At 65.0% G+C, this 15,601-nt stretch carries 13 protein-coding genes and 2 tRNA genes; 10 read left to right on the top strand and 5 right to left on the bottom strand.

Features of this window, described 5'->3' with window-relative positions; genetic code table 11:
• Nucleotides 1-29 precede the first annotated feature (29 nt).
• Nucleotides 30-1,142: a YeiH family protein gene (locus ACS7SF_RS02675; protein WP_439891562.1), complete on the top strand. Its 1,113-nt coding sequence runs from the start codon at nt 30-32 to the stop codon at nt 1,140-1,142.
• A gap of 125 nt (nt 1,143-1,267) precedes the next feature.
• Complete coding sequence (locus ACS7SF_RS02670; RefSeq protein ID WP_439891561.1) at nt 1,268-2,002, top strand: DUF899 domain-containing protein; 735 nt, start codon at nt 1,268-1,270, stop codon at nt 2,000-2,002.
• A gap of 30 nt (nt 2,003-2,032) precedes the next feature.
• Here ACS7SF_RS02670 and ACS7SF_RS02665 read toward each other — a convergent pair.
• The 5 genes from ACS7SF_RS02665 to ACS7SF_RS02645 form a co-directional block, all read right to left on the bottom strand.
• Nucleotides 2,033-2,123: transfer RNA gene (locus tag ACS7SF_RS02665), tRNA-Leu, on the bottom strand.
• Between the two features lie 81 nt (nt 2,124-2,204).
• A tRNA-Asn gene (locus ACS7SF_RS02660) sits at nt 2,205-2,280 on the bottom strand.
• An 87-nt stretch (nt 2,281-2,367) separates the two neighbouring features.
• Nucleotides 2,368-2,694: a ferredoxin FdxA gene (fdxA, locus tag ACS7SF_RS02655; RefSeq protein WP_439891560.1), complete on the bottom strand. Its 327-nt coding sequence runs from the start codon at nt 2,692-2,694 to the stop codon at nt 2,368-2,370.
• Between the two features lie 169 nt (nt 2,695-2,863).
• On the bottom strand, nt 2,864-4,558 hold the full coding sequence (gene recJ / locus ACS7SF_RS02650; RefSeq protein WP_439891559.1) for a single-stranded-DNA-specific exonuclease RecJ: 1,695 nt from the start codon (nt 4,556-4,558) through the stop codon (nt 2,864-2,866).
• Nucleotides 4,559-5,626 carry a hypothetical protein gene (locus ACS7SF_RS02645; protein WP_439891558.1) on the bottom strand — a complete coding sequence of 356 codons (1,068 nt, stop codon included), beginning with the start codon at nt 5,624-5,626 and terminating at the stop codon, nt 4,559-4,561.
• 81 nt (nt 5,627-5,707) lie between these two features.
• On the opposite strand from ACS7SF_RS02645, the gene ACS7SF_RS02640 reads away from it, so the two are divergent.
• The 8 genes from ACS7SF_RS02640 (at nt 5,708) to ACS7SF_RS02605 (ending at nt 15,600) form a co-directional block, all read left to right on the top strand.
• Nucleotides 5,708-6,958, top strand: coding sequence for a lipoprotein-releasing ABC transporter permease subunit (locus ACS7SF_RS02640; protein ID WP_439891557.1), 1,251 nt, complete (start codon nt 5,708-5,710; stop codon nt 6,956-6,958).
• Nucleotides 6,951-7,688: a lipoprotein-releasing ABC transporter ATP-binding protein LolD gene (gene lolD / locus ACS7SF_RS02635; protein WP_439891556.1), complete on the top strand. Its 738-nt coding sequence runs from the start codon at nt 6,951-6,953 to the stop codon at nt 7,686-7,688. The genes ACS7SF_RS02640 and lolD overlap by 8 nt, the downstream gene beginning before the upstream one ends.
• A gap of 84 nt (nt 7,689-7,772) precedes the next feature.
• Entirely contained in the window at nt 7,773-8,585 is an 813-nt protein-coding gene (locus tag ACS7SF_RS02630; protein ID WP_439891555.1) for a TatD family hydrolase, read from the top strand.
• 9 nt (nt 8,586-8,594) lie between these two features.
• Nucleotides 8,595-11,114, top strand: coding sequence for a DNA internalization-related competence protein ComEC/Rec2 (locus tag ACS7SF_RS02625; protein ID WP_439891554.1), 2,520 nt, complete (start codon nt 8,595-8,597; stop codon nt 11,112-11,114).
• Nucleotides 11,115-11,224: 110 nt separating this feature from the next.
• Nucleotides 11,225-12,706, top strand: coding sequence for a circularly permuted type 2 ATP-grasp protein (locus ACS7SF_RS02620; RefSeq protein ID WP_426393905.1), 1,482 nt, complete (start codon nt 11,225-11,227; stop codon nt 12,704-12,706).
• Nucleotides 12,707-12,763: 57 nt separating this feature from the next.
• Complete coding sequence (locus ACS7SF_RS02615; protein ID WP_426393903.1) at nt 12,764-13,714, top strand: alpha-E domain-containing protein; 951 nt, start codon at nt 12,764-12,766, stop codon at nt 13,712-13,714.
• Nucleotides 13,715-13,771: 57 nt separating this feature from the next.
• On the top strand, nt 13,772-14,608 hold the full coding sequence (locus tag ACS7SF_RS02610) for a transglutaminase family protein (protein ID WP_439891553.1): 837 nt from the start codon (nt 13,772-13,774) through the stop codon (nt 14,606-14,608).
• An 89-nt stretch (nt 14,609-14,697) separates the two neighbouring features.
• Entirely contained in the window at nt 14,698-15,600 is a 903-nt protein-coding gene (locus ACS7SF_RS02605; RefSeq protein WP_439891552.1) for a peptidase, read from the top strand.
• Nucleotide 15,601 lies beyond the last annotated feature (1 nt).

Here is a 15,601-nt window from a genome sequence, read left to right as displayed (position 1 = left end):
GCGTATAGCGAATAAGCAAGGCGTATGTGATGACAATTGCACAGAAACAGCTGGCACCCCAAGGCATCGCCCCGTGGTTCGATGGTCGCGCGCTGATTGGTGTGGGCGCGCTGTTCGGCTTCGCGGGGGTGGCGGTTGTGCTGGGTGGGATGGCGTGGGCGGGCCGGCTGGGTTTGAGCGCGCTCACGCTGGCCATCTTGCTGGGGATGGCCGTGGGGCATGTGCCGGGGCACCAGCGCTGGCTGACGCCAAGTGCCATTCAGTTTGCGCGCCACACGTTGCTGCGCGCCGGGGTGGTCCTCTACGGGGCGCGGCTGACGCTGACGCAGATCCACGACCTGGGCGCCTCGGGCGTGGCGATCCCCCTATTGGTGCTGGTGCTGACGATGGCGGCCGGCTCGTGGATCGGTACGCGTTGGTTTGGCCTTGCCCGCTCCCAGGCGATGCTGGTGGCGGCTGGCAGCGCCGTGTGCGGTGCGGCTGCGGTGTTGGCGGTGGCGCCGGCCGTCAAGGCGCAGCCGCGCGAAACCGCTGTGGCGATTGCCAGTGTGGTGCTGTTCGGCACCGTGGGCATCTTCCTGTATCCGTGGCTGTATGGGCTGCTGCCGCATGCCGGCATGGCCATCGCGCCGGAGCACTTTGGCGTTTATATCGGCTCGACCGTGCATGAGGTTGCGCAGGTCATCGCGGCAGCGCGGCCGCTGGGCGACGATGCGACGAATGCGGCCGTAGTAAGCAAGATGGTGCGTGTGCTGGCGCTTGCTCCGCTGCTCGTGGTGCTGGCGTGTACCGCGCCGGCGGAGGGCAGTGGGGCGGTCAGTGAGTCCCGCGCATCGCGTAAGGCTGCGCTGCGCAAAGCCGCCGGTCACGCCTGGAAAGCCATGCCGTGGTTCGCTGTCGGGCTGCTGGGCGTAACGCTGCTGAACTCGGCAGGTGCCATTCCCGCCGCATGGCACGCCCCCATCGACGCCATCGACACCGCCATGCTGGCTTGCGCGATGTTCGCCATCGGCACGCAGACACATGTGCCGATGCTGTTGAAGTCCGGCGTGCGCCCGCTGTTGTGCGCGGCGGTGCTGTGGATCGGGCTGGTGGCTGTCGGCGCGCTCGTCAACGTGGGTGTGCGCTGGCTGGTAGGTTGATTCTGCGTGCACAGCGACGACAAATTCTCTTGGAAGGCGTGCAAGTCGCCCGGCCGCACGCGGCGCTGATGCTTTTCGAAGATGCGACCTAGTATGAAAGCCTCTCAGAGAAACGGAGGCCCCCCATGCCGCAGCATCCCGTGGTTTCAAGAGACGAGTGGCTCATCCAGCGCCGGGCACTGCTGGCTCGCGAGAAGGAAGCCATCCACCTGCGCGACGCCATCAATGCCGAGCGCCAGGCGTTGCCCTGGGTGAAGGTCGATACGGAATACGTGTTCGACACACCCGATGGTCAGAAAACGCTCGCCCAGCTGTTTGATGGCCGCAGCCAGTTGGTGGTCTATCACTTCATGCTCGGCCCGGGCTGGGAAGCGGGTTGCCCTGGGTGCTCGTTCCTGTCGGATCATTTCGGCGGCATGCTCCCGCACCTGAATCATCACGACGTGACCTTGGTCGCCATTTCTCGTGCGCCCATGGCTGAGATCGCGGCCTATAAGAAACGGATGGGCTGGCACTTCCCGTGGGTGTCGTCGTTCGGCACGACCTTCAACCACGACTACCGCGTGAGCTTTTCACCCGAAGAACTCGCCAGCGGCGCAGTCGACTACAACTACACCGCCACGCCTCGTGAGCAAGCGCACGACGAGCTGCCCGGCATGAGCGTGTTCTACAAAGACGAGGCGGGCAACGTGTTCCACACGTATTCAACGTATGCGCGCGGTCTCGAAGATATGGTCGGCACATTGCTGCTGCTCGATCGCGCGCCGCTGGGCCGTAACGAGACCGGCCCCATGTCGTGGGTGCGCCGTCACGACGAATACGAAGACGCGCCGAAACCGCATGCGTGCTGCACGTCGTAAGACAGAGCGGGAGGAAGGCGGGAAAGGGATTGGTGCCCGGAGCCGGGATCGAACCGGCACGCGCCGATGAGGGCGCAGCGGATTTTAAGTCCGCGGTGTCTACCAATTTCACCATCCGGGCATGGCAGCCGATGCAAGACAATACATGCACCGATGCCACAAAAGAAAACGCCCCGCACGAAGCGAGGCGTTTTCTATTATTTGGCTCCCCGACCTGGGCTCGAACCAGGGACCTACGGATTAACAGTCCGGCGCTCTACCGACTGAGCTATCGGGGAATCGCTGTAGCAGCGAAGAAATGAATTCTAACTAGTTTCTGATCTCGCCGTCAACACCTTTTTTACGCTGACGGTAAAAATTGGAGATCAGCGTTCGAGGTACTGCTCCTTGTCCTTCACGTCCTTCCATTCGTCGGCGTCGGGCAAGGGAGCTTTGGTCTTGGTGATGGACGGCCAGCCAGCGCTTGCGAGGTCGGCATTGATGGCGATCCACTTCTGCTGATCGGCCGGCACGTCCTCTTCCGCGTAGATGGCGTTGACCGGGCACTCGGCCACGCAGACGGCGCAGTCGATGCACTCGTCCGGATCGATGGTCAGGAAGTTCGGGCCTTCGCGGAAGCAGTTGACGGGGCAGACGTCCACGCAGTCGGTGTACTTGCAGCGGACACAGCTTTCGGTAACGACGTGAGTCATTTCGCTTGGAGTTGAAGCTAGGAATTCGTGGGGAGCGCGGTCACGGCGGGTGCCGAGCCGGCAAACACGCATTGTAACGCAGCCGCCGTGCCCAACCGCTGCGTCATCCGTGCGCTGTCAGACAGTTTTGGCATGTGGTTATGCGTTGGCGTAAGGTTCGGCGCGGTGCTCATTGCGCATGCTCGATCACCATCTGCACGCGTGTGATGCCGTTGAACGTGTTGTTATCGAGCCGGTAGGCCACGTAGGCGGACCCGCCAAGCGGCTCGGCGTGGTTGAACCAGATGGCGTCGAAATGCTGCTTGCCGCGGCCGAGCTTGAGCTTGAGGTGCTTGTCTTTCAGCACGGCTTGCGACAGCACATCGAACTCCCCGCAGAAGCTCGGTGCGGGAAAGCCCTGGCCCCAGACGTGGGTTTCGAGCAGTTCGACGAACTGCGGCGTGAAGCATTCGGGGTCGGCCTCGCCATCGGTTTCGAGCACGCGTGAGAGCAGCGCCTCGGTCAGCCATTCGCGGCCGACGGCTTCGAAGGTGGTGACAAAGTCATCGAAGCCGTCTTCGCGCAGCGTGAGGCCGGCCGCCATCGCATGGCCGCCGAATTTGACGATGAGCCCGGGGCGGCGCTTGTGCACGGCATCCAGCGCATCACGCAGGTGGAAGCCGGGGATCGAGCGGCCGGAGCCCTTGATGACGCCGTCGTCGCCGGGCGCGAAGGTGAAGACGGGGCGATGAAACTTGTCCTTGATGCGCGAGGCCACGATGCCGATCACGCCCTGGTGCCAGGTCTCGTTGTACACGGCGATGGTGTGGCGGCCCGCGCCATCGAAGGTATTCATGCCGTCGAGAATGGCCAGCGCTTCTTGCTGCATGCCGGCTTCGATTTCGCGGCGCTCGCGGTTCATGCCGTCGAGTTCGGCGGCGATGGCCATGGCGCGGTCGTAGTCGTCGGTGAGCAGGCATTCGATGCCGAGCGACATGTCGGCCAGGCGCCCGGCGGCGTTCAGGCGCGGGCCCAGGCCGAAGCCGAGGTCGAACGTCGATGCACGACGTGCCTCGCGGGCCGCCACGCGGAAGAGGGCGGCGATGCCCGGGCACATCCGCCCGGCGCGCATGCGCTTGAGGCCCTGCGCGACCAGCAGGCGGTTGTTCGCATCAAGCTTGACGACGTCGGCCACGGTGCCAAGCGCCACCAGGTCGAGTAGTGCATCCAGGCGCGGCTGATCCTGCGGTGTGAAGACGCCGCGCTGGCGCAGTTCCGCCCGCAATGCGAGCAACACGTAGAACATCACGCCCACGCCCGCCAGGTTCTTGCTCGGGAAGCCGCAGCCCGGCTGGTTCGGGTTGACGATGACGCGCGCCTCGGGCAACTGCGCGCCCGGCATGTGGTGATCGGTGACGACCACGTCGATGCCCAAGGCATTGGCCGCGGCCACGCCCGCCACATCGGCGATGCCGTTGTCGACGGTGACGAGCACGTCGGGCTTCTCGCGCGCGGCCAGCGCCACGATCTCGGGCGACAGGCCGTAGCCGTATTCAAAGCGGTTCGGGACGATGTAGCTGACTTGCGCGCCCAGCATGCGCAAGCCGCGCACGCCGACGGCGCAGGCGGTGGCGCCGTCGCAGTCGTAGTCGGCAATGATCAGCAGGCGCTTCTTGGCGGCGATGGCGTCGGCCAGATAGCGCGCCGCATCGTCGATGCCCTTGAGTTGCGATGGCGGGATCAGGTCGGCCAATTCGGTCGACAGTTCATCGGGCCGGGCGACGCCGCGTGCGGCCAGGATGCGCGCCAGGACAGGATGGATGCCGTGGCCGGCCAGCGTACTGGCGGCGTCGGTGGAATGCGAACGGACAGCGATGCGGGTCATTCAGGCAGACATCGAAAGAGGGGACAGCGCATCGCGCAGGGTGCGGGCGCGCGTGAAGCGGCGCAGCCAGCCGGTCAAGTCACGGCGGTTGGCGCGGTAGTGGGCGTAATGCGAGTCGCCGGTCAGCACGAGCGAGACGGCGTCGATGCGACCATCGGCCAGCGCATCGGCGGCGGGGGTGAACCAGTCGCGGTCATAGGCGCGCAGGGTTTCGATCCAGTCGTACCAGTCGGCGGACAGATAGGGGCGGGTGGCGGCATCCAGCAACGCGGCGGCGCTGGTGTCGTCGAACGGCACGGCGGCCAGCGTCTCGGCGCACAACTCGGTGGCATTGGCGGCGTGGCACAGGCCCGCGAAGAATGCGTCGTTGCCGATCATGCGCTCGGCAATCGGCCGGGTGTTGACCAGCGCGCCCTGGCCGAACAGCCAGACGGAATTGACCGGCAGCAGGCCGCGCGCCTCACGCGCCTGATTGACGGGGTGGTCGTACCACGTCATCTGGATCTCGTTCTGGAACTTGCGCCAGGCGCGTTCCTGCTCGCCCTTGTGCATCCAGATGTCGATGTTGTGGCCAGAGGCGCGCTGCGGGGCGGCGGCAATGAGGTCGCCGAAGGGCGAATCGGCGACGTACCAGCGGGCGGCGTGCGTGGCATCGAGCGTGATGCTCATCTCGGCGACCAGCGGCGCGATGGCGGCGCGCAGCGTTTCGGCGTCGGCGGCCTCCAAACGGAGCTGGGCCGGGTCCAGCATCACCAGATGGTCCCGCGCGGCGTGGATGTGCACCGGCTGCAGGCAGGCCCAGGTGCGCGTGTCGGCGTGGCCGCCATCCGCCAGGCGCATGTACGGGGCGGACGGCAGGGGCGAAATCGGTAGCCCGGCGTGCGCCGCCAGCCAGCGCTCGTGCGGCAGCGTGGGCAGGTAGGCGTCGTCGTGGCGCTCGCGTTCTGCCTCGCGTGCGCGGGCAAGCAACCTTTCCAGGCCCGGCAAGGTCAATTGACGGTAAGCGTCGTCCGCCACCTCGGCAGCGGGTGCGCAAAACGGGACAATCAGGGTGAGTTCAGGAATCATGGCTCCGAGATTGTAAACTTCCGGCTCGTCGGCCAGTGAGCCGGCAGAATCACATCAAATTGCACCCACGGGGAATCCCCTTTGAAATTTCCATACGAATGGCAGATCGGCTGGCGGTATACGCGTGCAAGCAAGCGCGCCAGCCGCAACAGCTTCATCTCTTTCATCTCGCTCATCTCGATGCTCGGCATTGCGCTTGGGGTGGCGGCGCTGATCATCGTGCTCTCGGTCATGAACGGCTTCCAGAAGGAAGTGCGCGACCGCATGTTGTCGGTGCTGGCGCATATCGAGGTGATGGCGCCCAACAGCTTGCCCGACTGGCAGCGCACCGCCAACGAGGCCATGCAGAACAAGGAAGTCATCGGCGCGGCGCCGTACGTGGGCGCGCAGGCCATGATCACGCGCGACGATGCGGTGCGCGGCGTGCTGCTGCGCGGCGTGTCGCCCACCGATGAGCCGAAGGTGTCGGACATCGGCAAGGACTTCAAAGCCGGCAGCATGGACGACCTGAAACCCGGCGAATTCGGCATCGCGCTGGGCAAGGAACTGGCGCGGGGCCTGGGCGTGCAGGTGGGCGACAAGGTCACGCTGCTCGCCCCGCAGGGCACCATCACGCCGGCCGGCGTGTTGCCGCGCCTGAAGCAGTTCACGGTGGTCGGCACGTTTGAATCGGGCCACTACGAGTTCGATAGCTCATTGGCGTTGGTCAATATGGAAGACGCCGAGCGCCTGTTCCGCCTCGATGGCCCGACCGGCGTGCGCCTGAAGCTGGTCGACATGGACCGCGCGCCGCAGGTGGCCGAGGCACTGTCCCGCACGCTGACCGGCGAGCTGTACATCCGCGACTGGTCGCGCCAGAACCGCAACTGGTTTGCCGCCGTGAAGACCGAGAAGAAGATGATGTTCATCATCCTCACGCTCATCATTGCCGTGGCGGCGTTCAACCTGGTTTCCACGCTGGTGATGACGGTGACGGACAAGCAGGCCGACATCGCTATTCTGCGGACCATGGGGGCGCAGCCGGGCTCGATCATGAAGATCTTTATCGTGCAGGGCGTGGCGATCGGCTTTATCGGCACGCTGCTGGGCGTGGGCTTTGGCACACTCATCGCTTACAACATCGACGTGATCGTGCCGTTTATCGAACGGATCTTCCACGTGCAATTCCTGCCGCGTGACATCTATTTCATCAGCGAACTGCCCTCGGACCCCCGCGTGAACGACATTGCAACCATCGGCATCATTTCCTTCATCCTGGCGTCGGTGGCGACGCTGTATCCGAGCTGGCACGCCTCGCGCGTGAACCCGGCGGAGGCGCTGCGTTATGAGTGAGGCTGTCATGACTTCCATGGAAGCGCCAGCCGCCATGCCCCAAGGTGCGCAGGGTGCCGTGGTGCAGGCTGAAGGGCTGTCCAAGTCGTTCAAGCAAGGCGGTTTGAACGTTGATGTGCTCAAGGGCGTGGACATCCGTATCGGCGTGGGCGAGAAGGTTGCCATCGTGGGCGCGTCGGGCTCGGGCAAGAGCACGCTGCTCCATGTGCTGGGCGGGTTGGATGAGCCGACGTCGGGCCGCGTCTCGCTGTTGGGCAAGCCGTTCACCGCCATGAAGGAGCGCGAGCGCAACACGCTGCGCAATCAGGCGCTGGGCTTCGTCTACCAGTTCCACCATCTGCTGCCGGAATTCACCGCGCTGGACAACGTGGCTATGCCGTTGCGCATCCGTGGCGTGGAAGAGGCGCAGGCCCGCCATACCGCGCAGACGATGCTGGAGCGTGTGGGCCTGGGTCCGCGCACGGCGCATCGCCCTGGCGAGCTGTCCGGCGGCGAGCGCCAACGCGTGGCCATTGCGCGCGCACTGGTCGGGTCTCCCGCTTGCGTGCTGGCCGATGAGCCCACCGGCAACCTGGATGACCACACCGCCGCCGACGTCTTCGACCTGATGCTGGAGCTCACGCGCACGCTGGGCACCAGCTTTGTCATCGTCACGCACGACATCGACTTGGCTGGCCGTTGCGACCGCGTCTTGCGCCTACGCGACGGCCATCTGCATCAGGAGCGCTGATCGAAACGGCACTATCGGAATTGGCGGATTCCAGCGGGCCCGCCTTTCCGGTACGTTGCCGGTTTTTCCAACGCAGGACCGACCATGTGGATCGACACCCATTGCCATCTCGACGCCCGCGAGTTTGATGCCGACCGCGACACCGCGGTGGCGCAGGCGCATGCGGCGGGGGTGAACCACATTGTCGTGCCGGCCGTGGCGCGCTGGAATTTCGATACCGTGCGTACGCTGGCGCACCAGCATGCCGGCTGCAGCTATGCGCTCGGCATCCACCCCATCCACGCCGCACAGGCCAGTGACGACGATCTTGTCGAACTGCGCCGACAGGTGGCGGCATCGATGGACGATCCGCGCTTTGTGGCCATCGGCGAGATCGGGCTCGATTTCTTCATCCCCGATCCGAATGTCGAGCGGCAGAACGTCGTGTTCCAGGCGCAATTGCGCATCGCGCGCGAATTCGATTTGCCGGTGTTGATGCACGTGCGCAAATCGCAGGATCAGGTGGGTAGCGCGGCCATCAAGGCCGGCGTGCGCGGTATTGCGCATGCCTTCAACGGCAGCCCGGAGCAGGCCCGGCGCTTTGTCGACGCCGGTTTGAAACTCGGGTTTGGCGGCGTCTTCACCTTCTCGCGCGCCAACCGCGTGCGCCGGCTCGCAGCCGACATGCCAATCGAGGCGATCGTGCTCGAAACCGACGCGCCAGATCTCGCACCGTCCTGGCTGTCTGACGACCAGTTTGGCGAGCAGGCTGGGGTGCGCAATGCACCGGCAGAAGTGGCGCGCATTGCTGCAGCGCTGGCGGAACTGCGCGGCATTTCCATCGAGGCGCTGGCCGAACAGGCGCGCCGCAATAGTCTCGAGGCCATTCCTCGCCTTGCACCGCTGCTGCAAGCCTGACGCGCCCCCATGCGCTCGGGTTTGATCGGCTTTGTGGCCGGCTGCATGGTGCTGCAGACGCAAGCCACGCTTGCACCCATGTGGCAACCGATGGCTGTGCTGGCGCTGTGCCTGCTGCTGGCGTTCATGGCGCGGCGCCGGGTACGTCTTCTCCCCATGTTGCTCACGGCGATGGCCATTGCCGCCGGCTTCGGGTGGGCGGACTGGCGTGCGCAGCAACGTCTGTCTGTTGTGCTCAGCCCGGCGTGGGAAGGCAAGGACATCCTCGCGACGGGCGTGGTGGCCGATTTGCCGCAAGTCGATGACGAGGCGACGCGCTTCCTCTTCCAGATCGAATCCAGCGATGCGGGCGACGCCCTGCCGCCGCGCGTGCGGCTGTTGTGGTATGGCGCACGCGGCTGGGGCAAGGCGGACGAGGAGGGCGCCGAGCCCGATCGGCGTGCCGGCATTCCCGACCTGCAACCCGGCCAACGCTGGCAGTTGACCTTACGCGTCAAGCGCCCGCACAGCCTCATCAACCCGGGCGGTTTTGACGGCGAATACGCGCTGCTCGCCAACAACATCCGCGCCACAGGCTACGTGCGCACCGGCAAGCGCGCCCAGAACACGCCACTGGAAGATGCCGAAGCAGGCTTCTGGCTAAGCGTCGAACGCTGGCGGGCAGCGGTGCGTCGCCACATCCTGGCCGCACTGCCCGATGCACGTTACGCGCCGGTGATCGTCGCGCTGGTGGTGGGCGATCAAAGCGGCATTGCCCGTGAAGATTGGGAGCTGTTCCGCCGCACTGGTATCAGCCATCTTGTTTCGATTTCGGGCCTGCACATCACGATGATTGCGGGTCTGTTCGCCACGTTCTGGATGGCCTTATGGCGCTGCTCCTTCGGTCTTGCGCGCTGGTTGCGCATGCCGTTGCCGCTGCGCATGCCGACCCCGCGTGCAGGCGCCATCGCGGCGATGCTGGCGGCGTTTGGCTACTGCCTGCTTGCCGGGATGGGCGTGCCAGCGCAGCGCACGCTGCTGATGCTCTCAACGGTTGCCGTCGCTCGGCTGACCGATCGCAATGTGCCGGTCAGCCTGTCGCTGTGCTGGGCTGCTGCCGTGGTGGCGGCGGTGGACCCCTGGGCGGTCATGTCAGCCGGGTTCTGGCTGTCTTTTGGCGCGGTGGCGATCATCTTCCTTGCGGCGCAGATGGTGCTGGATGGCCAGCGCAGCCGCGAAGTACAGCCCTGGTGGGGCCGTGTCCAGCGAGGCTTCTCCGGCGCAACGCGCATTCAATTTGCCGTCACGTTCGGTTTGTTGCCGCTGACGTTACTGCTGTTTCAACAAACCTCCGTGGTGTCGGCGGCGGCCAACGGGCTGGCGATTCCGGTGGTGAGCTTTGTGACCACGCCGCTGGCCTTGATTGGTGCAGCGCTGCCGGATCCGCTGGCGCAACCGGTGCTCGCGCTGTCGGAAGCGAGCTTCGCTTGGCTGATCGTCTGGCTTGAATGGCTGGCGCGACCGGTCTGGTCGGTGTGGGTGGCACCGATTGCGCCACCGTGGGCATTGGTCCTGGCAACGGGCGGGGTGGTGCTGTTGCTGGTTCCGGGTGGGTTTCGCGCATGGGCTTGGCGAGCGCAGGGCGCCGTGCTTCTGGTGCCGCTGGTGCTGGCGCGCGTGCCAGTGCCGCTGCCGAGCGAATTCCGCGTGGTGGCCTTCGACATTGGCCAGGGTGCCGCCACGCTGGTCGAAACCGCCAGCCACCGCCTCCTATTCGATACCGGTCCGCGCTATGGCGATGACGCGGATGCCGCAGCCCGCGTCATCGCCCCGTACTTTCGCGGGCATGGCGTGGACGAACTCGACGCGCTCATCGTCAGCCACGAAGACAGCGACCATGCCGGCGGCACCGAAACGGTGATGGATGCGGTGCAAGTGCGCACCATGTTGGCGTCTTTGCCCGAGAAACACGCCCTGCGCGACGTGGTCGAAACCCATGGCATCAGCCTGACAGCCTGCGTGGCGGGGCAGACCTGGACGTGGGATGGCGTGGACTTCGAGGTGCTTCACCCGGTGGCGGCGCCCGCCGATGGTGCGGCCGTCTCCAGCAACGCCCGCAGTTGTGTGCTGCGGGTTGGCAACGGCCGCCATGCCGCCTTGCTGACGGGCGATATCGAGAGTGCCCAGGAGGCGGCGCTGGTGTCCGCTGAACCGGAGCGGCTGATGGCAGACATCTTGCTTGTACCGCATCACGGCAGCAAGACAAGCTCCAGCGGCGCGTTCTTGGACGCGGTTTCCCCGCAGGTGGCGATTTTCCAGGTCGGCTACCGCAACCGGTACGGACATCCGCACCCGCAGATATGGCAGCGCTACGTAGCGCGCGACATCGAGCGGCTGCGCACGGACAAGACCGGTGCCGTCGTCATCCAGACGCACGGCGATGCACTGGAGGTCCAGACGGCGCGGTCCATGCGGCCACGCTATTGGTCCTCCGCGCAGGAAGTGGAAGCCCTGGCGACAGCCACAGACAGAATTGGTGCGCTGCCGTAAAACTTGGTTGCACAGCGGGTTGGCCCCATTGTGGCGCGTAAAACTGCCGTGCTATAAAAACCGCATGTTGCGCAACCGCGTGGCATGGCAGTCCGTCAGGGGAGAAAAGCATGGCAGTCCGGTTCTACGATGAAATGCTTAACTGGCACGGGGAACCCAATCCCCACGCTGCCGAACCGGCCCCGGCCGCGCTCGTCCAGCAGGGCGAGGTACGCGGCCACTATGGGCGCTTCGCCGAATGGCTGGGCGCGCAGTCCGCCACCACGCTGCAAAACAAGCGTGCCGAGGCCGACCTGATCTTCCGCCGCGTCGGTATCACCTTTGCCGTGTACGGCGACAAGGACGAGTCGAACAGCGGCACCGAGCGCACGATCCCGTTCGACATCATCCCGCGCATCTTTCCGGCCAGCGAATGGGCCACGCTGGAGCGCGGCCTGCGACAGCGCGTCGACGCGCTCAACCGCTTCCTGCGCGACATCTATCACGAGCAGGACATCCTGCGCGCCGGGGTCATCCCGCCCGAACAGATCTACAACAACGCGCAATATCGCCCCGACATGCTCGGCGTGAACGTGCCGCGCGACATCTATGCGCACGTGGCCGGCATCGACATCGTGCGGGCAGGCGAGGGCGAGTTCTACGTGCTGGAAGACAACCTGCGCGTGCCCTCTGGCGTGTCGTACATGCTGGAAAACCGCAAGATGATGATGCGGCTGTTTCCAGAACTGTTTGCGCGCAATCGTGTGGCGCCGGTCGCCCACTACCCGGACTTGCTGCTCGACATGCTGCGCAGCGTGTCGCCGCAGAACATTGCCGACCCGACCGTGGTGGTGCTGACGCCGGGGATGTACAACTCGGCGTATTTCGAGCACGCGTTCCTGGCCCAGCAGATGGGCGTGGAACTGGTGGAAGGGCACGACCTCTTCGTGCAGGACGATCACCTGTATATGCGCACCACGCAGGGGCCGCAGCGCATCGACGTCATCTACCGTCGCGTGGACGATGACTTCCTCGATCCGCTGGTGTTCCGCCCGGATTCTTCGCTCGGTGCGGCGGGCTTGCTGTCGGTCTATCGCGCGGGCAATGTCACCATCTGCAATGCGATTGGCACCGGTGTGGCGGACGACAAGTCGATCTACCCGTACGTGCCGGACATGATCCGCTTCTACCTGGGCGAGGAGCCGATCCTGAACAACGTGCCGACCTACATGTGCCGTCGCCCGGACGATCTGCAATACGTGCTCGACCACATGGGTGAACTGGTGGTCAAGGAAACGCACGGCGCGGGCGGCTACGGCATGTTGGTCGGCCCGGCGGCCACGAAGGAAGAGATTGCCGCGTTCCGCGAGGTGGTGAAGGCGCACCCCGATCAGTACATCGCTCAGCCGACGCTGGCGCTGTCAACGTGTCCGACGTTTGTGGAATCCGGCATCGCGCCGCGCCATATTGATCTGCGGCCGTTCGTGCTGTCCGGCAAGGACGTGCGCATGGTGCCGGGCGGCCTCACGCGCGTGGCGCTGCGGGCAGGCTCGCTGGTGGTCAACTCGTCGCAGGGGGGCGGGACGAAAGATACGTGGGTGCTGGAGCGCTGAGCGCTCGCACATTGTCGCAGCTCGCAATCGACAAATCGAATACGCAAAGGGAACGCCATGCTCAGCCGCACCGCAGACCACCTTTTCTGGATGGCGCGCTACACCGAACGGGCCGAGAACACTGCCCGCATGCTCGACGTGAACTATCAGACCTCGCTGCTGCCGCAATCGGCGGAAGTGGCGGAGCAGGGCTGGTGGGCGATGCTCGATATCTCCGAACTCACGCGCGTGTTTGACGAGCGTTACGGTTTGCTCTCGCGCGATGACGTGATCGACTTCATGGTCCGCGACATGACCAACCCGTCGTCGATCATGAGCTGCCTGCGCGGCGCACGCGAGAACGCCCGCGCCGTGCGCGGCTCCATCACCACCGAGGTGTGGGAGACCATCAACACCACGTGGCTGGAGGTGCAGCGCCTGATCGGCGAGGGCATGCTGCGCGATGATCCGTCGCAGTTTTTCGAGTGGGTGAAATTCCGCTCGCACCTGTCGCGCGGCGTGCAGCTTGGCACCATGCTCAAGGACGACGCGTTTTACTTCATGCGCCTGGGCACCTTCCTGGAGCGCGCCGACAACACGGCGCGGATTCTCGACGTCAAGTTCCAGTCGACGCCCACGCGCGACGAGAGCGCCGCCGAACACGCGGACTTCTATCACTGGGCAGCGATTCTGCGCTCCGTGTCGGGCTTCGAGGTCTACCGCAAGATCTACCGCAATGTGATCACGCCTACGCGCGTCGCCGAACTGCTGATCTTGCGTAGCGACATGCCGCGCTCGTTGCTGGCCAGCATGGATGAGGTGGTCGGCATCCTGTCCACTGTGCGCAACAGTCAGTCCGCCGAGACCGAGCGTCGCGCTGGTAAACTCCACGCCGACCTGCGGTATGCCCGCATCGAAGATATTTTTGCGGTTGGCCTGCACGCGTGGTTGACCAACTTCCTGGAGCGCATTGGCGACCTGGGTAACAGCATCAGCCAGGACTTCCTGGTGCCTCTCGATGTGGTGTGACGCGCAGGGCATTTTGTCTTTATCAAGGCGCGGCCTTTGGGCTGCGCCTGTGCCATCGTGAAATACCAAATTCGACATACGACGGTCTACCGTTATGCCGAGCCGCTGCGCCATAGCGTGCATGAACTGCGCTTGACGCCTCGTAGCGGCCCCCTGCAGCAAGTGGATAGCTGGCAGATCCACGCCCCAGGCAACCTCACGCGCGCCTCCGACGGTTTCGGCAATGTGGTCCACCACTTCACGCTGGGCGGCCGCGCAGGCGATGTGACCATCGACGCATACGGCATCGTCGAGGCGTTTCCAGCGCACGCTTCGAGCGGTCACCGTTTTGTGGATGCACCCGGCCACGGCCGCTATTGCGTCTCGCCGCTGTACTTTCTCGCCACGACACCGTTGACTTCCGCCACCCCGGAAATGCGCGCGTTTGCGCACGAACACGGGCTGGTCCCAGGCGATGCGGACTCGGCATTAAATCTGGCGCGAGCCATCGCACAGCGTGTGCGCTACAAGCCCAATGCCACCGACGTCGGTACCACCGCTGCCGAGGCATTCAACCTGGGCGCGGGCGTCTGTCAGGATCAAGCGCAGGTCATGGTGGCGTGCTGCCGGGCAGCGGGTGTGCCTGCACGCTACGTCAGCGGCTATTTCCATGCCGCTGGCGAAGAAGACCTCGCCAGCCACGCATGGGCAGATATCTGCGTCGATGCCGAAACGCATACCTGGTGCAGCATCGACGTGACCCATCAATGCTTTACCGACGGGCGCCACATCCGCCTGGCGGTGGGCCGCGATTACCAATCTGCGGCGCCCATTCGCGGTATCCGCGAGGGCGGCGGGGCGGAGACGCTGGACGTCAGCATCTCGATCGAACCCCTGCCCGCCGAAGCCGCCTGAGTGAACTGAGCACCCCTTCCAAGCGCGACAACCGGTTGGTGTTGCCGCGCTAGAATCCTCCCAACCCGATTTCGTCTGTTGCTTCGCTCATGACTTATTGCGTTGCCATGCGCCTGGACGCTGGCCTGGTCTTTCTGTCGGATTCCCGCACCAATGCGGGCGTCGACGCCATTTCCACCTTCCGCAAGATGACGGTGTTCGAGCGCGAGGGGGATCGGGTCATGGTGTTGCTGACCGCCGGCAATCTAGCCATCAGCCAGGCGGTACGCCAAGTGCTGACAGAGGCGCGCGACAAGCCGCGCTCGCTGTGGACGGCGCGCGATATGTTCGAGGCCGCCACCATCGTCGGCGAGGCCGTGCGCGAGGTGTATGACCGCGACGCCGCCGCCCTGGCCAAGGCGAAGATCGACTTCAACGTCAGTATCATTTTTGGCGGGCAGATTGGCGAAGAGCGGCCGCGTCTGTTCAACGTGTATGCGGCCGGCAATTTCATCGAGGCCACGCCCGAAAACTGCTACTTCCAGATCGGCGAGGCCAAGTACGGCAAGCCCATCATCGACCGTGTGGTCACCCCGGCGATGCCGCTCGATGAAGCGGCAAAATGCGCGCTGATCTCCATGGATTCGACGCTGAAGTCGAATATCTCCGTGGGTTTGCCGCTCGATCTGCTGGTGTACGAGTCCGATTCCCTGCGCGTGACGCGCTTTGTCGCCATCGACGACGAGAACCCCTATTTCGCGATGATCCGCAGCACCTGGGGCAAGCGTCTGCGCCAGGTGTTTGCAGAAATCGACGATCCGGATTGGGAAACCCATGCCGAGCCTGGGCACCCGTTGCGCCGCGAGGGCCACCCGTCGACGCACGTCGAGCCTGTCCGCATTGCGCCCCCGTTCGCCGATGCGCCAGCCGTGCCGCAGCGCGCGCCCGGTCCGGTGCTGGAGCAGGTCGCCACGGTACAACGGGTGGCGGGTGGTACGCACGATCCGCACTGAC

Origin of the sequence: Ralstonia sp. 25C, from assembly GCF_051904805.1 — a bacterium.
Classification (GTDB): Bacteria; Pseudomonadota; Gammaproteobacteria; order Burkholderiales; family Burkholderiaceae; genus Ralstonia.
Note: the sequence above shows the minus strand (reverse complement) of the source record. Positions and strands in the feature narration are given on the sequence as shown.